19 protein-coding genes are annotated in these 22,350 nt (G+C 39.6%); 13 read left to right on the plus strand and 6 right to left on the minus strand.

Annotated features, from left to right (window positions below):
• Positions 1-53: 53 nt before the first annotated feature.
• The gene (locus PQ460_RS01835) at positions 54-494 is read right to left on the minus strand and encodes a GNAT family N-acetyltransferase (RefSeq protein WP_274171583.1); all 441 of its coding nucleotides are present in this window, start codon (positions 492-494) and stop codon (positions 54-56) included.
• Positions 495-700: 206 nt separating this feature from the next.
• Between PQ460_RS01835 and PQ460_RS01840 the strand changes: the two genes are divergently transcribed.
• Positions 701-1,519 (plus strand): hypothetical protein, encoded by an 819-nt coding sequence (locus PQ460_RS01840; RefSeq protein WP_274171584.1) that lies wholly within the window; start codon positions 701-703, stop codon positions 1,517-1,519.
• Here the strand turns inward: PQ460_RS01840 and PQ460_RS01845 are convergent.
• Positions 1,512-2,978, minus strand: a complete 1,467-nt coding sequence (locus tag PQ460_RS01845; RefSeq protein ID WP_274171585.1) for an aminotransferase-like domain-containing protein — start codon at positions 2,976-2,978, stop codon at positions 1,512-1,514. The two genes, PQ460_RS01840 and PQ460_RS01845, sit on opposite strands and share 8 nt — an antisense overlap.
• 176 nt (positions 2,979-3,154) lie before the next feature.
• Between PQ460_RS01845 and PQ460_RS01850 the strand changes: the two genes are divergently transcribed.
• Positions 3,155-4,111 (plus strand): DMT family transporter, encoded by a 957-nt coding sequence (locus tag PQ460_RS01850; RefSeq protein WP_274171586.1) that lies wholly within the window; start codon positions 3,155-3,157, stop codon positions 4,109-4,111.
• Positions 4,112-4,177: 66 nt separating this feature from the next.
• Here PQ460_RS01850 and PQ460_RS01855 read toward each other — a convergent pair whose 3' ends face one another.
• A complete protein-coding gene (locus PQ460_RS01855) occupies positions 4,178-4,702 on the minus strand; it encodes a hypothetical protein (RefSeq protein WP_273613972.1) in 525 nt (174 codons plus the stop codon).
• Positions 4,703-4,907: 205 nt separating this feature from the next.
• On the minus strand, positions 4,908-5,429 hold the full coding sequence (locus PQ460_RS01860; protein WP_274171587.1) for a hypothetical protein: 522 nt from the start codon (positions 5,427-5,429) through the stop codon (positions 4,908-4,910).
• Positions 5,430-5,611: 182 nt separating this feature from the next.
• Here PQ460_RS01860 and PQ460_RS01865 point away from each other — a divergent pair, with 182 nt between their 5' ends.
• Positions 5,612-6,016, plus strand: a complete 405-nt coding sequence (locus tag PQ460_RS01865; RefSeq protein ID WP_274171588.1) for a hypothetical protein — start codon at positions 5,612-5,614, stop codon at positions 6,014-6,016.
• A 38-nt stretch (positions 6,017-6,054) separates the two neighbouring features.
• The gene (locus PQ460_RS01870) at positions 6,055-6,936 is read left to right on the plus strand and encodes a DMT family transporter (protein ID WP_274172856.1); all 882 of its coding nucleotides are present in this window, start codon (positions 6,055-6,057) and stop codon (positions 6,934-6,936) included.
• Positions 6,937-7,188: 252 nt separating this feature from the next.
• Here PQ460_RS01870 and PQ460_RS01875 read toward each other — a convergent pair whose 3' ends face one another.
• On the minus strand, positions 7,189-9,006 hold the full coding sequence (locus PQ460_RS01875; protein ID WP_273613969.1) for an APC family permease: 1,818 nt from the start codon (positions 9,004-9,006) through the stop codon (positions 7,189-7,191).
• A gap of 293 nt (positions 9,007-9,299) precedes the next feature.
• On the opposite strand from PQ460_RS01875, the gene PQ460_RS01880 reads away from it, so the two are divergent.
• Both PQ460_RS01880 and PQ460_RS01885 read left to right on the plus strand, forming a co-directional pair.
• Positions 9,300-9,542, plus strand: a complete 243-nt coding sequence (locus PQ460_RS01880) for a hypothetical protein (protein WP_274171589.1) — start codon at positions 9,300-9,302, stop codon at positions 9,540-9,542.
• Positions 9,543-9,678: 136 nt separating this feature from the next.
• Positions 9,679-10,392: a stalk domain-containing protein gene (locus PQ460_RS01885; RefSeq protein WP_273613967.1), complete on the plus strand. Its 714-nt coding sequence runs from the start codon at positions 9,679-9,681 to the stop codon at positions 10,390-10,392.
• Between the two features lie 85 nt (positions 10,393-10,477).
• Here PQ460_RS01885 and PQ460_RS01890 read toward each other — a convergent pair whose 3' ends face one another.
• Positions 10,478-11,542: a LacI family DNA-binding transcriptional regulator gene (locus PQ460_RS01890; protein WP_274171590.1), complete on the minus strand. Its 1,065-nt coding sequence runs from the start codon at positions 11,540-11,542 to the stop codon at positions 10,478-10,480.
• Between the two features lie 359 nt (positions 11,543-11,901).
• Here PQ460_RS01890 and PQ460_RS01895 point away from each other — a divergent pair, with 359 nt between their 5' ends.
• From PQ460_RS01895 to PQ460_RS01925, 7 genes are all read left to right on the plus strand, one after another.
• Positions 11,902-12,834, plus strand: coding sequence for an ABC transporter permease (locus PQ460_RS01895; protein WP_420540676.1), 933 nt, complete (start codon positions 11,902-11,904; stop codon positions 12,832-12,834).
• Between the two features lie 14 nt (positions 12,835-12,848).
• Positions 12,849-13,730 (plus strand): carbohydrate ABC transporter permease, encoded by an 882-nt coding sequence (locus PQ460_RS01900; RefSeq protein WP_274171592.1) that lies wholly within the window; start codon positions 12,849-12,851, stop codon positions 13,728-13,730.
• A 36-nt stretch (positions 13,731-13,766) separates the two neighbouring features.
• Positions 13,767-15,344: an ABC transporter substrate-binding protein gene (locus PQ460_RS01905; protein WP_273613964.1), complete on the plus strand. Its 1,578-nt coding sequence runs from the start codon at positions 13,767-13,769 to the stop codon at positions 15,342-15,344.
• A gap of 42 nt (positions 15,345-15,386) precedes the next feature.
• A complete protein-coding gene (locus tag PQ460_RS01910; RefSeq protein WP_274171594.1) occupies positions 15,387-16,850 on the plus strand; it encodes a glycoside hydrolase family 32 protein in 1,464 nt (487 codons plus the stop codon).
• A 46-nt stretch (positions 16,851-16,896) separates the two neighbouring features.
• Entirely contained in the window at positions 16,897-19,515 is a 2,619-nt protein-coding gene (locus PQ460_RS01915) for a glycoside hydrolase family 32 protein (RefSeq protein WP_274171596.1), read from the plus strand.
• Positions 19,516-19,623: 108 nt separating this feature from the next.
• Entirely contained in the window at positions 19,624-20,505 is an 882-nt protein-coding gene (locus tag PQ460_RS01920) for a stalk domain-containing protein (protein WP_274171598.1), read from the plus strand.
• Positions 20,506-20,852: 347 nt separating this feature from the next.
• On the plus strand, positions 20,853-22,268 hold the full coding sequence (locus PQ460_RS01925; RefSeq protein ID WP_273613960.1) for an MATE family efflux transporter: 1,416 nt from the start codon (positions 20,853-20,855) through the stop codon (positions 22,266-22,268).
• Positions 22,269-22,350: the final 82 nt, after the last annotated feature.

The raw sequence follows: 22,350 nt of genomic DNA on the forward strand, positions 1-22,350 counted from the left end.
TGCAAATCAGTCAAAAATAGCGCTGTTTTGCAAAATGTTTCATGTGGAACATTCTAGTGTTGTGGAACATCTTTTGAAAAGACGTAAAAACTATCTCGTTTTTCCCAACCGTTTGCTACCCAGAAGTGTTGACCTTCCACATTTGTTGCCATTACGAAAATATGGCATTTATCGATTCCGGCATCAGTTAAGCCTTTCATTGCTTTTTCAATCAATTGTGTCGCAATTCGTTGTCCTCGATATGCAGGATCGACTGCCAGATGATACATATATCCACGCCTACCATCATGACCGGCGAGTAATGTTCCTGCTAGAACAGTGGTCTGGTTATCTAGCTGTTCTTCCGCTACAAACGAACAATAAGGATTACGCTCTAAATATGTTTGAATATGAGGTAATGAATCGGCTTCGCTTAACCACATACCTTCAGTATGCTCCCAAAGCTCAATAATTTCATTATAATCTTCAATTTTCATTTCTCTGAGTGTAATCATGTTTATTCCTCCGTTATTGTAGGTAATCTAAAGTAAAAGTGATGATTTGCTACTTATTTGTAAGGAACTTGCTGTGAACAGCATTTTTTTCTGGTAATTACATCGATTAAGGCTTAGCATGTAATAGAAGCTAGCATGACACACGTTGGAATTGAATTTACGTTTACTATAAAAATGAATATCGAACGATCAAGGAGGCACTCCTTTTGAATATAAAGAAAAACGCTACAAAATGGTTGATGATCACTATTATTTTATGTGCCCTTTCACTAGAAACGGTATCTGCAGCAAAGTTTCATTCTAACCAACAAGTCACTGAAAATGGTGAACCTTTAATGGTAAACACTGTTAATATAGAACAATTAGATTTTCCGATTGCTCAATCTAACCTATTTAACATTATGGAAGATGCAAAAGTAATTGCAAGCGATCCTGATCTTCATATTACGATTCGTGGCAAAGAAAAATCGGACGGTACGTACGAAAATATGTCTATCCATGCACCTACATTTACTAGTTTGTTAGATGGTGTACAAGTCGTGAATCCAGCATATGCACCGCAACTGTATTCTACAGATTTGGATGGTGATGGTGAAACGGAAGTGATCGTTGTTCTAACGAACGGATATGGCACCGGCATAGACAGAACAGAAGTTAAAGTTTATCGGCAAGATGGTACGTTGATTCCCGTAGAAGATGCACAGCAAAGCTGGAATACCTCTTTTCAAACACAGATAAATAAGCAACAGATGGATATAACATGGAACCAAAAACAGATGATTTTGCCGACTTCTATCCTACAAGACCCTACAGATTCGGTAGCAAATGGACTACAAATAGGTGCGGTTCGTCAATACAAAATCGAAAATGGACAACTGGTCGTTGCAGGTTCTGTTCAAGTCGGTATGATGAACATTTTGGGTGAACTCACTACAGTGTATCAGTATCAGCAAGGCAGATTACAAGCCCATTCTTTCCAACTAGAGTTAGATGAACCATATCGCTCTGCGATTCAGATCAAGTAGATTCCATTTCTTTGGCGATGGATACTAACTGCTGAATACCTTGCCGAATCTCATGTTCACTGGCAAATGAAAAGCAAAGACGGATATATTGCTGTGATGTATCGTTACGATCAAATAGTGATCCAGGTACAAAAGAAATCGATTGTTTGAGACAACGAGCCAGTAGTTCAGGAACCGATAGATGATCAGGCAATCGAACCCAGAGGTTGAATCCGCCTTGAGGGGTTTCATAATACCAGCCGGTTGAAGAGAGTTCTTCTTCCATAATTTCTAAGCGAATCCGTAAAGCGATTCGTAGCTTTTCGATATGTTGTTGTAGACGACTAGATGTAAAATACAGCAAAAACACTTTCTGATTCAGCAACGGTGTACCGCCATCTGCAAGTGACTTGGCAGCGAGTAAAGGAGTGAACCACTCCGGTCTAGCTACAATACAAGCCATCCGCAGTCCTGGAGACACATATTTGCTAAAGCTACGAATATAGATCGTGTATCCTTCAGTATCATAAGCAAATAGCGGAAGCGGCGGCTTTTGATCAAAATAAATATCATGACAAGTATCGTCTTCTATCAATAAACATTCATATTGAGCGGCTAGATCGACTAGCTGTTTGCGTTGTTCTGCTGATATACAGACACCTGTCGGATTGTGAAATGTAGGATTAAGGTAAAAGAAGCGAGGTTTGTACTTTTTCATCGCCTCTTTGATCTGAACAAGATCATAACCGTTAGCATCAATAGTGATCGGAACCAATTTGGCTCCTTTTTGCTCAAAAACATCCAAAGCACTAGCATAAGCAGGCGTTTCAATCAGCACATGATCACCCGGACGTATCCATACTTCTGCGATGAGCGATATCGCTTGTTGAGCACCTGTTGTAATCAAGATTTCATCGGCATGCACATGAAATTGCGCGGTATCGGTAAAGTAGCGTTGAAGCATCTCTCTGAGCTCCAGATCGCCTTGTGCGGTAGCATATGTACCTAGCAACTTGGGATACAGATCGAATACTTGTTTGACGTATTCAGCAAAATAATGATTTGGTAATAGATTCGGTGTAATAAGCGCTTTGGAGAATTGATAAGTAGCTTCTATTCGATGCAGTTCGCCTAGATTTCCTTGAAATAAAGGCAGACCTAATTCCGCTTCATTGGTTAAGACTTGCAGAGCAGGTGGTTGCACATAATAGCCGGATTTATCACGAGCATAGACATGACCATCTTCTTTGAGATGTTGATACGCTTTGAAAATCGTTAAACGGTGCATTCCTGTATCTTCTGCTAGCTGACGAACCGAAGGTAATTTGGCATGAGCTTGCCAGTCTCCACGCTGGATACGTGTTTGAATATAGGTATAAACGGTTTGAAAAGAATGTTTACTTTGTGACTTATAGGATGATGAATCGACTGTAAGATGGGGCTGTTTTTTTTGCGGTTCAATCAGCGGTTTATTTGTCATATCCACATTCCTTTCTGAGTCTATAGCAGATCATAGATTATTAAGTTCAATCAAGAGTAGAAAGTGTATCTAGTGTAACGCTTATATATACCTGTATCGTATCATCTGTTCTGTGACATTCCATCTGTTCTATTGTTGTTCCTTTACAATAACAGAACACAGAGGAGGAATGGAAGATGGTATTACTGGGTTATGCAATTATGTGTTTGATTTTTGGAACAACCTTTCTAGCGATTAAGATTGGGGTCGATGCAGGATTACCGCCTTTCTTTTCCGCAGGAGTTCGGTTTCTACTCGCTGGCTTGATCTTAATGATCTGGATGTATGCACGTAAAAAGGTAAGCTTCTCTTTATTATTACGTAAAGAAACACTGTTTATAGGGTCAGGTCTAACCTTTTTTACTTTTGCAGCGTTATACTGGGCTGAACAATATATTACGTCCGGCGTAGGTGCTGTTCTATCTGCTACGGCTCCAGCTATTATTTTAGTGATTCGAGCAGTGATATTGAAAGATAAAGCACCAAGCATTTCATTTATTGGAGCACTGATTGGATTAGTCGGTGTCGCTTTACTGATGTTACCGGGGTTATCCGGTCAGTATCATGCGCTATGGGTAATTGCTTGTCTGGTTGTCGTATTAGGAGAATTCGGCTACGCAGCAGGAGCCGTGTATTCCAAGCAGGTAGTTTCTAAATTACAAGGGAGTTCACCGATTGCGCAAAATGCAGCTCAGATGATACATGGTGGTTGGATGTTATTGGTGCTGTCTTTGATTACCGAGCATAGTCAAATACATATCGAAACGATGTTCAATGCAGCGGCGATAGGCTCAATGGTATATTTGATCGTGTTGGGATCTATGGGAGGGCATACGTTATTTTACTGGCTGATCTCGCGGACTAATCCTGTATTTCCATCGACATGGTTATACATTTCGCCTGTGATTGCTCTCGTACTTGGATGGTTGATCTATAAAGAACCACTAAATTGGATAATGGGATTAGGAGCTATGATTATTCTGATCGGTGTCATTTTAACGAATATCGAGACATTGCGTTCGTTATTTGCAAGCCAATCGTCAAAAGCAACCAAAGACAAAAATACCCCGATCATTAAAGTCTACAAAAATTAAAGTGTATACAAAGAAAAGACCTCCATCTGCTAGGAGGTCTTTCTGTGTATAGATTATATAAAATGATTATTGATTAATTGCATAAATGCCAGGTTTGTTATTCATCGGAGCGATCCAAATCTCGCCATCGCCAATCATGACACCCATATCACGTATAAACAATTTATCGAGACGTTGGTTGGCTAATGCTTTTTTAACTTTAGCAGTCATAATTGTATTGTATTCTTTTATAAATTGAGACTGATTAAGAATACTTCTTTTTTTGTTATTGCTATTGATCACTAGCGGGTAAGAAATACGATTCGCTACCGCTTCTTTATTTCCATTGGCTACTGCACGACGCAGATTGGCATAAAATCCAGTGAACTGTTTAACATTATCAAATCCAGCTACACTCACCAGTCTTTTTTCCTGCTCGGCGGTGAGTTTGTCTACTTTTGCTTTGGTAGTAGCAGTAGATTCAGTAGAAGCGACGGTAGAGACAGGGGCTGTAGTTGTATCCGCTTGTGCTGATACAGACAGAGCAGGGATAGCAATAGATCCAGCTAATACAGAAGTCATCACGATTGTTATTCCTTTTTTGATATTCATTATTCATACCTCCTAGAGACTGATATATTCAAAAGATCATGACAATACGCTAACTTCATTTAGGCTACATGATAATGACTTATAAAATAACAATAACGTAAAATAATAACAAAGTAAAAGAAGGATCTTAGTTTAGAGCTATTTATAGCTAGCTTCGTTAAGTATAGAAATACGCTTCTTATAGGCAAAGCTTTTCTATGGATGATTAATCATGTAAATTTTGATTAATAGTATATACACCTGGTTTATCATCTAACATAGCTATCCACATTTCGCCACTACCAATCTTGACACCTTGATCACGAATAAATAGATTATCTAAGCGTTGATCAGCTAATGCTTTTTTCGTTTTCGCAGTCATAATTGTATCGTATTCAGCAATAAATTGTTTTTTGTTCAAAATTTTGCGTTGGTGATTATTACTATAGACTGACAAAGGGTAAGAGATACGATTAGCTACCGCTTCTTTATCATTTTTAGCGACGGCACGACGAAGATTGTTATAAAATCCAGTAAATTGTTTTACATTATCAAATCCAGCAATATCAACCAGACTTTTTTCTTGTTCAGGCGTAAGTTTGTCTACTTTCGTTTTGGTTGTTGCTTGGGTAGAAATAGACTTGGTAGTCGTATTGGCTTGTGCAGAAACAGATGATAAGGCAGGGATCGTAAGCGATAAAGCCATAACAGAAGTGAGCATGATTTTGATTGTTTTTGTATTTTTCATAATAGTTTGCCTCCAGAAATATATAGATTGAATGGACGAGAACATATCGCCTAGAGACATTATTCAATAGATTGCAGTCACTTGTAAAACAACAATATAGTCATGGCAAAGTAACAGGATAGTCATCGTAAAATGCCATAAAATTCAAATTTTAAAAGATATATCTTAGAAAGGAGACACCTATGAACCCATCGGATCAACCTCCCAAACCAGCAGATCAGGGCTATCATTACCGCGAAGAAATTCGCATGAATCAAGCTTCACCTTTTGATCAACCACCTAAATATAAAGCCGATTGGATTCGCTGGGCAGACGAAACCGTAGCGTTTGAAACGCAGCGCGAAGCATACGAATGGATCAGTAGTGGAGCGTATAATGAAATCGGCAAATGTTATGATGGCTACCGTAGCCATGATCCTAAAATGGCAGAAACATTAGCTTTTCAATTGCTTCAATTACAGACGATCAGAGAAGCTACTCATCGTATCTATACCGATATCGATTATGAGGCTACACCGAATTGGTATATGGTGTGGGTGGAGAAGATACATGATGTAGAAAAAAATGAAAATAAGGTAACAGAATAGCATATTTTATAGCGCAGAAAGGAAGAAACCGCGTGAAAATCCATCCAATTGCCTTTTTATTGATTATTCTGCTGACTACTTTTTTGATGGGTTCTTCTTTTGCTGTCGGTAAAATAGGCTTACATTACAGTTCGCCTTTATTTCTAGTATCGTTACGATTTTTGATAGCAGGTGGATTAATGACCTTGATCGTATCACTGCGAGGCTTGCCTGTACCCAAACGTTCAATAGACTGGGGGAAAATAGCTACTATAGGTACACTACAGACAACAGGCGTAATGGCATGTACATTTCTCAGCCTACGTACGATTACTGCTGGCGAATCTTCTATTTTAATATTTACCAATCCATTGCTAGTGGTTGTGTTCGGTTCATTGCTTTTACGTGCTCGTTACCGTTGGACACAATGGCTCGGTGTAGTCTTAGGGGTACTTGGTGTAGCCATCACAATGGGGCTTCATATGCAATTAAAGTCAGGCACGATTCTAGGAGTAATAGGAGCCTGCTCATGGGCGATCGCTACTCTACTGATGAAACGCTGGTCAGGCATATGTAATGTCTGGGTACTGACTGCTTATCAGATGTTGTATGGTGGAATCCTATTATTACTACTTAGTCTTGTACTGGAACAGCCACATTTTGAATGGAATTTAATCTCTACAGGCATTCTATTATGGTTAGCTATTATGGCTTCTATTGTTCAATTTGCAGGGTGGTTTTATGTACTGGGTAAAGGCGATGCGGCTCAGACCAGTGCTTTTCTATTTCTAGCACCATTCTTCGGCGTACTCTCCGGCTGGTTACTACTCGGCGAACAAGTCCAATGGTACGTCTATATCGGTGGTGTTTTTGTATTTCTCGGCATCTTTCTAGTCAATTGGAACTTCAATAAACCCAAAAAAGAGGCAGAGCCCGTCTAAGGGACCTACCTCTTTTTATTTTGAGCTCTTTAGATGTTTTATTTTTTAACGTCTACTCTACCCAAATAGAAGATAAAATACTTGTTGCAAAGACCCTCAAAGCGGAGGGAGCGATATTATTCTGAAAGAGCGAAGCGATCGCCTTTGTCAATCGATATACCGCCCGAGCGGTTATTCCAGATATCGATTGACAACAAGCGACGATAAGAACAATATCGATCATGTAGCGGAGTCGCTCAACCATTGTACAGTCTATTTATTCAAATGGTATGGAACAGTCGCAACAACAACGTCTTTGTAGTTAATCAGATAAGCACGCATCAATAGACTGGTCTGATTATGCAAAATCGTTTCCCACCAGTGATGAGTGACAAACTGCGGAATCAGGACGGTAATATGATCAGTTGCTGATGTTTTCCATTCAACGGTATCAATAAAGCGGCGTAAAGGCCCTAGAATACTGCGGTAACGTGATTTCAGTACAATCAGACGTACACCTGGATTCCATTCTTCCCATTTCTGCTCCATCTTATGAATCGCTTCATCATCGAAACCAACATAGACAGCAACGACATTAGGAGATAACGTCTTCGCATAGCTGATCGTGTTCATCACTACACGTGTAATGCCGGCAACTGGAATAATAATCGTATTTCCTTTGACTTCAGGCTTATCGACTTTGATATCGATACGTAATTGTTCTGCTGTATTTTCATAATGCGTATAGATTTTGTAGAAAATATATACCACGAACGGTAAGAACAGAAAGATAACCCATACTTGCGAGAACTTGGTGAAAATAAAGATCAATGTGATCGATAATGTCGTTAACATACCGACAGTGTTAATCGTTAACTTCAATCCCCAGTTCGATGGCTTGAGACGAATCCAGCGAATCATCATTCCTAATTGTGATAAGGTAAATGGAATAAATACACCAACCGCATACAGTGGAATAAGATTCTCAGTGTCTCCTTTAAATACAATAACTAACAAAGCAGATAATAGACTCAAAATAATAATACCGTTAGAGAAACCTAGACGATCACCACGTACCATAAACATATGTGGCATATATTTATCTTTTGCTAACATAAAGGCAAGTAGTGGGAACGCAGAGTACGCTGTATTGGCTGCAAGGAATAGAATCAGTGCAGTGACACCTTGAATCACATAATACAGTGTCCCATGACCAAACGTCATTCGGGCAATTTGAGAAATAACCGTTTCGGTTGCACTTGGATGAATACCATACCAGTAAGCAAGCAATGTAATTCCGATAAACATAGCACCCAAAATAATACCCATCATTAGAAGTGTAGCGGCTGCATTTTTCTCAGCAGGCTTACGGAAGTTAGGAATAGCATTAGATACAGCTTCTACCCCTGTCAGTGCCGAACAACCCGAGCTAAATGCTTTGAGCAATAAGAATAGACTTACATTTGAGACTGTACTATCAAATTGCGGAGCAGCGGCTTCGATTCCGCCTGTAAAGTAACGAATAACTCCTGTAATAATCAGTACAAAAATAGCGACAACAAATAAATAAATAGGAATAGCGAGTACAGATGCAGATTCAGTTACACCACGTAGATTCATAATCGTTAAGAATACGATCATCACGAGCGCGATCAGAACCCGGTGATCATGCAATACTGGAAAAGCAGAAGTAATTGCATCTGTTCCGGCGGATGAACTTACGGCTACAGTTAGGATATAATCAACAAGTAACGATCCACCGGCTATTAAGCTGGGGGCTTTACCGATATTATCCTTGGCTACAATGTACGCACCACCACCTGCTGGATACGCAAAAATCGTTTGGCGATACGAAATAATTAAAATAACCAACAAACCAAGCACCGCGATCGAGATTGGAACCGAATACCACAAAGCAGCAAATCCAGCAACCATGAGGACTAGCAAAATTTGCTCTGTTCCGTATGCCACCGAGGATAGCGCATCGGAAGAAAGAATTGCTAGTGCTTTAAGCCGACCTAATTTTTCAGCTTCAAGTTCTGCTGACTTCATCGGCCTTCCGATTAATATACGCTTGAACTTACCCAACATCTTGTGCACACCTTCATTTCTTGAAATTTAGAATTTTAGCATTTAGAAAGACTAATCAATTTACGTTTTATATACACGCATTTCCTACGAATCAAGCACAGCAAATAATGCTTGTTTAAGCTAGCTTTTTAGGCAAGCGTATATCATTATACTCTAGCTTTGTAAAAAGTCATCACCTATTTTAAACAAATTTTATAAGTAAAAATATACAAAGCGATATTTTGAACCCATCCTACTTCTATCTTCGTATATAAGACATTAAGAGATCATACAAAAATAGCAAGGAGAACTATATGAAAAAAGTCATGCGCCGGATATTATGGGGATTATCCGTTATTGTTTTTATCGGAATTATAACGTGCTTTTATATGGGATATTTTATGTATGCCTACGGTTTAATTTTTCTGGTGATCAGTATTTTATTTGGGATCGGGCAGATTGCACAAGTCAATAATAGTGTGTGGATGCACCAAAATGGATATGATCGTCATATGAGAGAACAGATTGAGCGACAACAACGCAATCGGCAAGAATAAGCTTGAATGTAATGTTGTATAGCAACAACAATCGTCTTTTTAGAAAATGGTTAAAAAAACCATATATAACATATAATTAGGTAATGCTGATTGTCCGATATGATATATAACGTTATATATCATAAGGAGGATATGAATGATTTCACGTAAATGGATCGTTACCGCTTGTATAGCAGGAGCTACACTGATTGGATCAACAGGAGTCTATGCAGGAGCTAATTTGCAATCGATAAGTGCTTATCTTAATAACGGTCTTTCGATTCAAGTCAATGGAAGTGCGTATACGCCAACAGCCAATGGACAGACATTGGCGCCGATCACGTATCAAGGTACAACGTATCTTCCTGTCCGTTCTATAGCAGATGCTCTTCAAGTGGGAGTCAAATATGATGCTACAGCTAATCAAGTGGTTATCAATTCTACACCACCAACCAGTACTGCAAATGGAACAACCAGCACAACCTCTGCGAATACAAGTATGAATACTGCACCGATTACGATGACCACACAGGTATTTCCAACCAAATATTTACCGCAAGATATTCCGTTTCCATCGGATGCGCATGCCACAAGTGTGAATGAAGATCTGGCTGGTAATGGAGAAAAGCAATCGTTTATTATTTATACTACCCAAGAAGATCTGGTGACTTTGGGCAACGCTTATCAGACCTATTTTGAGGGACAAGGGTTAAATGAGACCAACTCGATTATTGATTCGGATTCATTAAGTATTGTAGGAGAAGTAGAAGGAAGCTACGGAATTTCGATTCAAGGCAATCCATTACCAAATCAACCGAATTATAATCAAATCAATTTCACATGGACAGAACAACCTGCTTCTGCTGATTAATTGTGATACAGATTAGATTTGAATACAGAATAACCAAAAAAGCTTGCACTGATCCTTGTCCAAAGGGTCGTTGCAAGCTTTTTGCTTAGGATTGAGATGGAAGCGATGATTGATGCAGGACAGCCGAAGATTCACGAAAAATAGGATGAGTCTGTACATGCGATATTTGATACGGACGATTCGGATTTTTGATACGAGCTAACAATGTTTCTGCGGCATTGATTCCCATATCAGTACTAAAGATATGCACTGTAGTTAAAGGCGGATCGACAATCCGAGATTCTGAAGCATCATCAAAAGCACAGACCGATATGTCTTCCGGTATCTTTATTTGATTGGCTTTGAGTACTTGTACAAGATGAACAGCGACAAAATCATTCGTACATACAAAAGCAGAAGGTTTGTGAGACATGGCTTTGAAGTGACGATCGATCCAATCTTTTTCCTCGAAAAATTCTCTATCTTTACCCAAAATACAACAAGCTCGATCCAAAGCAATCCCTGCCTCTACCAAAGCTCGATTGAAGCCGATCCAGCGTTCGTTAAAGCTTTTACAGTGATTATAATCGCCTACAAAACCTATTCGTTGATGACCTTGCTGTATTAACGTTTTGGTCATTTCGTATACACTGTGTTCATTTTCCATAAGGAGTAAATCGGCTTGTAATGAAGGCGAAGGTAGATCGACCGCACAGTCAATAAAGATCGTAGGCAATCCGAGACTGGTGATCTTTTTACTGTAATCGCTATCAAATAATTCGATACAAATAATACCATCCATTTTGGAAGCTTCAAAATTGTTAGGTAACGTTAGGGACTGAATATCTGCGTCACGCACAATATGAATAGAGATCGTATATCCTTCCATGCTCATTCGCTTTTCAAATCCACTAATCAGAAAAGAGCCAAAATGCGAATTGTTAGGCAGACTTGATGTTAATAGAGCGACATTACCGGTAGACTTGGGCATTAAATAGTCAGATTCTACATAAGCAAATTGTTTATATTTTAATTCGGCTGCTTTTTGAATGACTTTATTTCGTGTTTCAATCGGGATCGTTGTATTGCCATTAATCGCTTTGGAAGCGGTATTGCGGGATATATTTAGAGCGTCTGCAATATCCTGAATAGTCACTTTTTCTTTCTTCATGATCGTTTGTCCACCTTTAATCATCACATATTTTCAAAAGAAACGATTCGTTATCAGGTCTATATTGTGTATTCGTTATTTGTATTAAATGTATAATAATTCGCATTGAATAGCAAACTGATTTTACAAATGTAAACTTAAATTTGTGCATAATGTACATTTATTATCTTTATTCAATGAATTAATGTCAATTAATTAAATGCAAATGTAAAATAATATTTTTACAAAACGTATTGACGAATGAACAAATTGTTTGTTAAATTGTAAATCATAGTCATGTATTACAAAATGTAAGCCCTTTCTTAAAAACAGAATAGGACTTAAAGGAGTGAAATCATGTGGATGGAGTAGGACAGAAAATAAAAGCAGGAAAAGGTGAAACGATACACAGGAAAACATTGAAAAAAAAGCAAAATCATTATTTTCTATACGCGTTGTTAGCCCCGGCTCTTATACTGACGATCGTATTTAAATATATTCCGATGTACGGAGCGATTATTGCTTTTAAAGACTTCAGTCCACTCAAAGGTATTTTGCGAAGTGATTGGGTGGGGCTTAAATATTTTGAAAAGTTTTTACATTCACCGAATTTTACAGATATTTTTACCAATACGATTTCGTTAAGCTTGCTAGGTCTAATCTGTAGCTTTCCTATTCCTATCGTACTAGCGCTAATGCTCAATCAAGTCCGACAAGCCAAAATAAAGAAAAATGTACAACTGGTGTTGTATGCACCGAACTTTATCTCTGTTGTTGTTATTGTCGGGATGTTATTTATCTTTTTATCGCCTGTTGGTCCTATCAATCAACTGGTCAGTGCGATATTTGGTCAACCGCTGATGTTTATGTCAGAACCCGAATATTTTAGATGGATCTATATTTTGTCAGGGATCTGGCAGGGTGCAGGATGGTCTTCTATTATTTATGTGGCGGCTTTGGCAGGTGTTGATCCTGAGCTACATCATGCGGCAAGTCTGGATGGAGCTAATCTACTACAACGTATTCTGCATATTGATCTACCAACGATCCGACCGATTATGGCGATCGTGTTTATTTTAGCGGCAGGTGGCATTATGTCGATAGGTTTTGAAAAAGCATACTTAATGCAGACATCTATGAATTTACCTTCCTCTGAGATTATTGCAACCTATGTGTACAAAGTAGGGCTACAAGCAGGTGATTATTCTTATTCTGCGGCAGTTGGATTATTTAATTCTGTGATCAACGTCTTTTTATTAGTAGCTGTCAACTTTGTAGTGAAAAAACTCAATGAAGGCGAAGGCCTCTATTAAGGAAGGTGTACCGGATGAATATGGCATCCTCACGTATGGATCGGTTCATTATTATTTTAAATTATATTCTGCTGACGTTCTCAGTACTGATTATTGTCGTACCGCTTATCTATATTGTAATCGCTTCCTTTATGGACCCGATCGCTCTACTTAACAAAGGGATTTCCTTTAATATATCCAGTTGGAGCCTAGAAGGGTATCGCAAAATTTTGGGCAATGAAGCGATGACGCGCGGATTTATCAATTCTGTGTTTTATTCGGTTAGCTTTTCGATTTTAACAGTGATTGTGTCTGTATTTGCAGGTTATGCGTTATCTGTAAATGAATTAAAAGGTCGCAATCTATTTATGACCATGTTTATAGTCACGATGTTTTTTGGCGGTGGATTGATTCCTACGTATTTGTTAGTCAAAAATCTAGGCATGTTAGATACAGTCTGGGCGATCTTATTACCGGGGATTGTGAATGTCTGGGATATTATTCTAGCACGTACGTTTTTCAAAGGTATTCCAAATGAATTAAAAGAAGCCGCAAATGTCGATGGAGCAAACGATTGGACGATCTTTTTCCGTATCGTATTGCCACTATCCAAGCCTATTATTTTTGTCATCGCTTTATATGCATTTGTCGGTCAATGGAATTCTTATTTTGATGCCATGATCTATCTGGATAATGCGAAGCTGTATCCATTGCAATTGGTGTTGCGTTCTATTTTGATTCAGAACCAGACGATGCCCGGTATGATCGGTGATCAATTAGCGATGGCAGAGCTGAAGCGTCTATCTGAAATGATCAAATATTCTTCGATTGTGATTTCAAGTCTGCCGTTGTTAGTGATGTATCCATTTTTCCAGAAATATTTTGAAAAAGGTGTTATGGTCGGTTCGCTCAAATAAGCAGGGCATCTCAATACAGTAATGGAGGCAAATATAATGAAAATGATCCAAAAAGTGTCTATCTCCGGTTTGACAATAGCGCTACTTTTAACAGGTTGTAACTCGGGTGCATCCAATCAAAATACCGATCCCAATGGTAAAGTGACTTTGAATTTTTTAACCCAAAGTTCTGCGCTTGCTCCTGCTGATCCGAACGATAAATTAATCAATAAACGGTTGGAAGAAAAAACAGGTATTCATATCAACTGGAAAAATTACACGACCGATCAGTTTGTAGAAAAAAGAAATTTGGCAGTTGCGAGTGGCGATCTTCCAGATGGGATCTTTGATGCTGGATATAGCGATTACGATCTGCTCAAATTAGCTAAAGATGGCGTGATTATTCCGGTAGATGATCTGATCAACAACTATATGCCTAATTTTCAAAAAGTATTAAAAAAAGCGCCTGAGTACAAAAAAATGATTACAGCGCCAGACGGACATATTTATTCTTTCCCGTGGATCGAAGAACTAGGCACAGGTAAAGAAGCGATTCAATCGGTAGATGATTTTCCTTGGATCAACCAAGCATGGCTCAAAAAGTTAGGGCTCAAAATGCCTAAAACGACAGAAGAGTTAAAACAAGTATTGATCGCTTTCAAAACGCAAGATCCGAACGGTAACGGAGAAGCTGATGAAATCCCGCTATCGTTTATCGATAAGCCGGGTGGCGAAGATTTAACCTTTTTGTATGGATCATTTGGACTCGGCGATAACTGGGATCATACTGTCGTTACCAATGATGGCAAAGTTGTTTTTACCGCATCGGATAACGGATACAAAGATGCGATCAATTATATTCATAGCTTGTATCAAGAAGGTCTGATTGATGTGGAATCTTCTCAACAAGACTGGAATACGTATCTAGCAAAAGGAAAAGACAAGCGTTACGGATTGTATTTCACATGGGACAAAGCCAATATTACCGGTTCTAATGATGATTATGAATTGATGAATCCGTTGGCTGGCCCAAATGGACAGATTAATGTAACCCGTACAAACGGAATGGGATTTGATCGCGGTAAGATGGTCATTACCAGTACCAATCAACAAATAGAAGCAACAGCCAAATGGATCGATCAATTATACGAGCCACTACAATCGGTACAAGATAACTGGGGAACGTATGGAGATACCAAAGAGCAAAATATTTTCAAATTCGATAAAAAGAAAGGCATGTTGGAACATCTTTCTTTAGAAGGATCAGCGCCTGTTGAAGTACGTCAAAAAACCAATATCGCTGGCCCGCTAGCAGTTCTCAATGAGTATTATGGAAAATACACAACAATGCCTGATGATGCGGCAGCACGATTAAAACTAATGAAGAAAGTAATGGTTCCGCATATGCAAGCTGATCATATTTATCCTAAAGTATTCTTTTCTATTGAAGAGTTAGATCGCTTATCAACGATAGAAACGGATCTGTTCGCTTATGTCCAACGCAAACGTACAGAATGGTATCAAAATGGCAAAGTGAATGAAGAATGGCCTGCATATCTACAAGAATTAGATCGTCTGGGACTACAAGAATGGCTACAAATCAAACAATCAGGATATGACCGCAATCAGCAATAGAATCAACAGTGACTATAACCATACCGAAGGAGCTTTATTATTATGATTATTCAATCACAAGAAAAATACCGACCGCTATATCATTTTACCCCTCAGCAAGGGTGGATCAATGATCCGAATGGATTGGTCTATTTTAATGATGAGTATCATCTCTTTTTTCAATACCATCCCGATGGAACAACATGGGGACCGATGCATTGGGGACATGCGATCAGTTCAGATCTGGTGAACTGGCAGGAACAATCTATCGCACTAGCACCTGATGAGTACGGCACTATTTTCTCAGGCAGTGCAGTGGTCGATTGGCACGATTCTACAGGTTTTTTTGGTGGACAAGCTGGATTAGTCGCTATCTTTACCCATCATGATCATAACCATGAATTAGATCGTGCTCAGCAACGACAAAGTCTAGCGTACAGTCTGGATGCAGGTCGAACATGGATCAAATATCAGGGCAATCCTGTATTGGAACATAAGGAACTAATCGATTTTCGTGATCCCAAAGTATTCTGGCATCAAGCTACGGAACAGTGGATTATGATTCTGGCTTGCGGGCAGACCGTTCATTTGTATCGTTCACCGAATTTGAAAGAGTGGACATTTCTTAGTGAATTTGGAGAAGGGATAGGTTCGCATGATGGAGTGTGGGAATGCCCTGATCTGTTCCCATTAGTGGTCGATGGTCAATCAGCAATTACCAAATGGGTGATGTTAGTCAGTATTGGAAGCAGTGATGAATATGTCGAAGGGTCAAGAACTCAATATTTTATCGGAGACTTTGATGGAACTACATTTACACCAGATGCTTCTTCTTATGAGGTGCGCTGGCTTGATTATGGGCGAGATCATTATGCAGGTGTATGCTGGTCAGATATTCCGGCTGAAGATGGTCGCCGTATATGTATCGGCTGGATGAGCAATTGGAAGTATGCCAATCTAACGCCTACCGAATTGTGGCGTGGGGCGATGTCTCTACCGCGCGAACTTACGTTAGAACAGCGAGCACAAGGAATAACCCTTATTCAACAACCTGTACAAGAGCTACTCCCGATGCGTAACACGATACTATCGTTAGAACACGTCACTATCGCAGATATTCAGAGCAAGCTGAACACTTTACAATTGGAAAGCTATGAGATTCATATGACTGCTGATATTCATAGTCAATTTGCTTTGAAATTACGTACATCACAGCACCAAGCGACTGTTGTCGGGTATGAAGGGGATAAAGGTGAAATTTATATCGATCGCACCGATTCAGGAGATCATCATTTCCACCCTGATTTTGCAGGAAAACATATAGCCAACGTGCATCAAGATCAATCGGTAATTGAACTACGTATCTATGTAGATCGCTCTTCTATTGAACTGTTTGCTAATGATGGACAAGTCGTGATTACCGATCTTATTTTTCCAGATCCTGATGCACAGGGGTTAGATATCCAATCACCGGGTCAAGATCTGCCAGTGGCATCATTTCATATCTATCAGCTAATGCCTTCTTGATCCAACAATCTCGTATCATCATAGGCGCATAGAGAGGAAAGAACAGATGAAGCATACAGGTATCTTATCTATCTTCACGTATAGATTGATAGCGGTCATCATGCTGATATTATGCAGTCTCAGTCTGGTAGGGATAACTTCTGCACAGGCGACAGCAACACCAGAGGCTACTCTTGTATCAAGTAGTGCAGTAACGACTATTACCCAGGCCAAAACCAATATCTCCTCATGGATGATCAAAGGAAAAGGAACGATGAGAGACAGTACAGCAGGGATCGTATTAACTTCAGATACCAAAGAAAATGTCAGTGCGATATCAGCGACATTATCGGCTGATTTTGTCTATGAAGCCGATGTGACTATTCAAGATATGCAGACAGATGCTTCACTTGTTTTTCGCTCTGATGCTGAAGGGGGAGCTGGTTACTGGTTACAGATTAAGCCAACATCCGGGCAGATTCAGCTTCGAGATGCTTCAGGAACGAATAGTACTTTGCAACAGTCATATGATGTTGATGTTCAAGCTGGGCAGACCTATCATTTGAAAGTCAAAGCCAGTGGCTCTCAGTTAAGCGTCTATTGGGATAAGCAGTATCGTCCTGTCATGCAAGTAACAGATACCACTTATCATTCAGGGTATTTGGGCTTGCATGTATGGGATGGAAGTGTAAATTTTCAAAATGTTATTCTTAGCGACCTCAATACCAATCTAAAAACCCCTCTACTGACTACAGGGATATGGATGCCTCATATCTCTGGAAAGATTGTCACTGCAATGCAAGAGTCTATAAAAGTATACAATCTGCGTTCAACCGATCTGATCGCCGAAGCAGATATTTCGTTTGCAGACAATGGACAGGGCAGTACAGCAGGTCTGATTTTCCATGCTAACGATAAAGCGACTACAGGTTATATCGCTTATCTACGCAATCAAGGCAATACTATCAGTGTCGAGTTGAGAAAAAGAGATGGAACACTGATCGCCAAATCTGCTCAAAATTATATGCATCAGCTCAGCAGTAATCATCATCTAGAAATTCGAATGATCCAAAATCGTATTCAGATTTTTGTCGATGGATACACACCAGCCGCTATTACAGTAACAGACAACAATTACACCCAAGGGTATACCGGTATGATTGCGCAAGGCGGTCAGATTATTTTTCAAGATGTGTTTGTTACAGCACCAGCAGATTATTACACGGAACAATATCGTCCACAATATCATTATTCTGCTTCACGTAACTGGATCAGCGATCCAAATGGAATGGTGTATTTTGAAGGCGAATATCATTTGTTTTATCAAGATGGAGGACAATGGGGACATTCGGTAAGCACAGATCTTGTTCACTGGAAAAGGCTTCCGTTTGCTCTAAAATGGAACGATCTAGGGCATATCTGGTCAGGATCGGCTATCGCTGATACTACGAATGCCTCCGGTCTATTTGGTTCTTCGGGTGGCAAAGGATTGATTGCTTACTACACTTCTTATGATCCTGATGCGCCTAATGGCAATCAGAAAATAGGATTAGCTTACAGCACAGATAAAGGACGCACATGGCAATATTCACAAGACCATCCGATCGTTATCCAAAATCCAGGTCATACGTCTACTGAAGCTGGTGGATGGGACTTCCGTGATCCTAAAGTAGTAAGAGACGAAGCTAATCAACGCTGGGTGATGGTCGTTTCTGGCGGAGATCATATTCGCTTTTTTACTTCAACCAATTTGGTCGATTGGACATGGACAGATAATTTTGGCTATGGCGATTATATCCGAGGCGGAGTATGGGAATGCCCGGATCTATTTCCTTTACCAGACGATCAAGGGCATATCAAATGGGTGTTGATGATCAGCACAGGAGCCAATCCGCAAACAGCAGGTTCAGATGCAGAATACTTTATCGGCGATCTCACTCCTGCGGGTACATTTATCAATAGCAATCCAGCTGGTAAAGTCTTAAAAGTAGACTGGGGAAAAGAGTTTTATGCAGCAATGTCATTTGCTCATGTGCCGGATGGACGACGGATAACGATGGCGTGGATGACCAATTGGGATTATCCATTTGCTTTTCCAACAACAGCATGGAAAGGTGAAATGACGATTCCACGAGAATTATCGTTACGCAATACAGCAAAAGGCTTACGTTTATTCCAAAAACCACTGACTGAACTATCTTCGTTACGAACACCTTTACGGACGATTACGAATCAAGTGATCTCAGAGCAGTCGCCTAATGTGTTGGCTGATCTGCAAGCAGGCAGTTATGAGATTGAAGCCGAAATCGAATTACCAGCAACCTATCCTGCACAAGCTTGGGGATTTGAAGTGCGTAAAGGCAATAATCACAAAACAGATATCGGCTATAACAGTGCAGAACAGTCATTATTTATCGATCGATCGTTGTCAGGCAATACCAGCTTTGCTGAATTATTTTCGAAAAGGCAATCTGCAATCCTACAACCGATCAATCGCCGAGTCCAATTACGTATCTTTGTCGATGCTTCTTCGGTTGAAGTATTTGCCAATGATGGTCAGGTTGTTTTTTCTGATCTGATTTTGCCAGATTCACAGGATACCGGTATGCGTTTGTATAGCAAAAATGGAGAAATCAAAATCATAAATGTAACCGTGTATCGTCTCCAAAGTATCTGGAAACTATAATATTAATAAAAACTATTTTAATCCAGTTATAACATATAATTGTTTCTCTTCCGCTGACCGATATTACTAATACTAACTTCATTAGTAATCAGCAGGAGGGGAACAATTATGTCTAAAAAGAAGTGGATTATTCCTATTTATATAGCGGCTATGGCATTAACAGGATCAGCTGGCGTCTATGCAAGTTCTACACTCGAAAGTATTACAGCTTCGCTTAATCATAATCTTAATATTGAAATCAGTGGTAAAGCGTATAAGCCGACCGGACCCAATGGAGAATCGCTGTCTCCGATTGTGTATCAAGGAACGACTTATTTACCAGTGCGTTCAATCAGTGAAGCATTAAATACAGATGTGAATTATGATTCAAGTAACAACAAAATTTTGATCACACCCAAGTCTAGCGCTAGTGCCAATAGCAAACCTGCTAGCACTTCAACAGGCACTTCAAACAGTACTTCAACGACTCCCAATACTGCCACGACGACTCCAACCGTAACCGATAAAGCTAGTATCAATACATCTACACCATCTGCTACCACACCGCCACCTGCTATAGAAACATTGAATCCGAATGATAGCGGTCGTATTGATGCCGCAGGCACAGCTCCAGAAGTAGTAACTAATATTGTACCTGTGAATCCATCACTGAGCATAGTGAACACACCGTTGATTACGACCAAATATTTGCCACTGGATTTCCCTTTCCCATCCGATGCGACATCGATTAGCTTACGAGAATCGGTAGCAGGCGATAAAAAGCAATTGTTAATGATCTATGCAACTCAAATGGATCTCGTTACACTTGGAAAAGCATATCAAGCTTATTATGGTGCGCAAGGTGTAGTGGAATCCAATAACCGTATTCAACCGGATGCACTTAGTCTGGTTGGCACCAAAGATGATGCATTTGGCGTTTCTATTCAAGGCAATCCACGTTCGGTAGCTCCAGGTTACAATCAGATTCGCGTCACTTTAGTACAACAATAATAGAAACAACTAATCAAGCATACGACCTTGTTATTATTCAAGGCATCGTATGCTTTTTTGTTGATCATAGCGTGAAAACGATACTGTAAAATGATTGAAAATCATACCTTTTCATGAGAAAAGCTTCACAATACCCACTTTGAGCAAATTAGAATCAAAAAACATGTAAAATTTTCAGAAAATTTCAAAATAGGTAGTGCATTCGCAAAAATAGTGTGCTAAGATACCAAGAGTTTAAGAGGAACCCGTCGGAATTGTTTGAAAAACGTTATGTAAAAACGTGAAAATAAACAGGCTGATAGCCTGTATAAGTAACACCCGAATACGAACAAAAGGAAGGTGATTTCATGAGCGCTATGACATCTACCAATGAAAGCAACGCAGTAATTAACAAACAATTTAATCTTTTCCGGTTAACATGGCCGATCTTTTTAGAAGTATTTCTGTTTATGTTAATGGGAATTGTTGATACTTTAATGTTAAGTGATGTATCGGATAATGCAGTCGCTGCTGTTGGAACATCCAATCAGGTTATCTCGATTGCAATACTGGTATTGGAAGTGATCGGGAACGGAGCAGCAATCGTTGTCGCACAATATATAGGTTCTCGTAAAGTGTTAGAAGCTAGTCGTATTACAGCAGTAGCGATTACGCTTAATTTAACAGTAGGATTGTTGCTCAGTGGTACATTCCTTTTGTTGGGCGGACATTTAATGGAGAAAATGCATTTGCAAGGTGAGATTCTTGCACTTGCTGAAAGTTATATAGCGATTGTTGGTGGAGCGATTTTCTTACAAGCGTTGATCAACACATTAGCAGCAGTGATTCGTACGTATGGATTTACGAAAGAAACGATGTTTGTATCGGTATTTATGAACGTGATTCACGTTGTAGGTAACTACTTGTTGATCTTCGGTCACTGGGGTCTGCCACAAATGGGTGTACAAGGTGCAGCGATCTCTACGATTGTCAGTCGTCTAATCTGTGCAGTGATTTTCTTCTGGTTATTGTATCGTGTGATGGAAGTACGTATTCAGATTAAAGATTACTTCCGTATGACCAAGAAATATATTATGCAAATTTTGAAAATCGGTGTACCTTCTGCGGTAGAACAAGTAACCTACCAATTATGTCAGTTGGTATTTGTATTCTATGTAACGTATCTAGGTAGTGAAGCAATGGCTTCCCGTCAGTATGCTAACAATATCTCGACCTTTATCTATCTATTCAGTATTGCGATTGGAATGGGAACAGCGATTATTGTCGGTCGTCTTGTTGGAGCGAATCTGAAAGACCAAGCGTACAAACGGGTATGGTCCAGTGTGAAATGGGCGATGGCGGCTACACTGGTGATGGATATTTTGATTATCATTTTCCGCGTGCCATTGATCGGTATGTTCACAGATAATCCTGAAATTATTCGAATGGCATCGCAGGTCATATTGCTCAGCTTCTTACTGGAGACCGGACGAACCTGTAATATCGTTATTATTAACTCGCTTCGTGCATCAGGAGATGCCAAGTTCCCTGTCTATATGGGATTGATCTCGATGGTCTGCATGAGCTTGCCACTTGGATATCTATTTGTTTTCAAAATGAATCTAGGGCTTGCAGGCATCTGGTTAGCGATTGCGGCAGATGAATGGGTACGTGCTGTTATTATGTACTTCCGCTGGAAGAGCAGAGCATGGGAGAAACATTCTCTTATTCAGCATGATGAACCGGAATCATTAGACAATGTTCCGGCTGTTGCATCGGTATAATATCATTATTAAGATGGATCGGTAAAAGATAACAATATCGTACAAACCGTTTTAGTACTTTTTCTACACTCTGTAGAAAGTG

Source organism: Paenibacillus sp. KACC 21273, from assembly GCF_028736095.1.
In the GTDB taxonomy this organism is placed as follows: Bacteria; Bacillota; Bacilli; order Paenibacillales; family Paenibacillaceae; genus Saccharibacillus; species Saccharibacillus kyungheensis.

Coding starts and splice junctions, on each gene's coding strand:
- PQ460_RS01855 (WP_273613972.1), bottom strand. CDS start 4,702: ATGAATATCAAAAAAGGAATAACAATCGTGATGACTTCTGTATTAGCT.
- PQ460_RS01850 (WP_274171586.1), top strand. CDS start 3,155: ATGGTATTACTGGGTTATGCAATTATGTGTTTGATTTTTGGAACAACC.
- PQ460_RS01875 (WP_273613969.1), bottom strand. CDS start 9,006: ATGTTGGGTAAGTTCAAGCGTATATTAATCGGAAGGCCGATGAAGTCA.
- PQ460_RS01925 (WP_273613960.1), top strand. CDS start 20,853: ATGAGCGCTATGACATCTACCAATGAAAGCAACGCAGTAATTAACAAA.
- PQ460_RS01885 (WP_273613967.1), top strand. CDS start 9,679: ATGATTTCACGTAAATGGATCGTTACCGCTTGTATAGCAGGAGCTACA.
- PQ460_RS01910 (WP_274171594.1), top strand. CDS start 15,387: ATGATTATTCAATCACAAGAAAAATACCGACCGCTATATCATTTTACC.
- PQ460_RS01890 (WP_274171590.1), bottom strand. CDS start 11,542: ATGAAGAAAGAAAAAGTGACTATTCAGGATATTGCAGACGCTCTAAAT.
- PQ460_RS01915 (WP_274171596.1), top strand. CDS start 16,897: ATGAAGCATACAGGTATCTTATCTATCTTCACGTATAGATTGATAGCG.
- PQ460_RS01900 (WP_274171592.1), top strand. CDS start 12,849: ATGAATATGGCATCCTCACGTATGGATCGGTTCATTATTATTTTAAAT.
- PQ460_RS01880 (WP_274171589.1), top strand. CDS start 9,300: ATGAAAAAAGTCATGCGCCGGATATTATGGGGATTATCCGTTATTGTT.
- PQ460_RS01845 (WP_274171585.1), bottom strand. CDS start 2,978: ATGACAAATAAACCGCTGATTGAACCGCAAAAAAAACAGCCCCATCTT.
- PQ460_RS01920 (WP_274171598.1), top strand. CDS start 19,624: ATGTCTAAAAAGAAGTGGATTATTCCTATTTATATAGCGGCTATGGCA.
- PQ460_RS01865 (WP_274171588.1), top strand. CDS start 5,612: ATGAACCCATCGGATCAACCTCCCAAACCAGCAGATCAGGGCTATCAT.
- PQ460_RS01905 (WP_273613964.1), top strand. CDS start 13,767: ATGAAAATGATCCAAAAAGTGTCTATCTCCGGTTTGACAATAGCGCTA.
- PQ460_RS01860 (WP_274171587.1), bottom strand. CDS start 5,429: ATGAAAAATACAAAAACAATCAAAATCATGCTCACTTCTGTTATGGCT.
- PQ460_RS01835 (WP_274171583.1), bottom strand. CDS start 494: ATGATTACACTCAGAGAAATGAAAATTGAAGATTATAATGAAATTATT.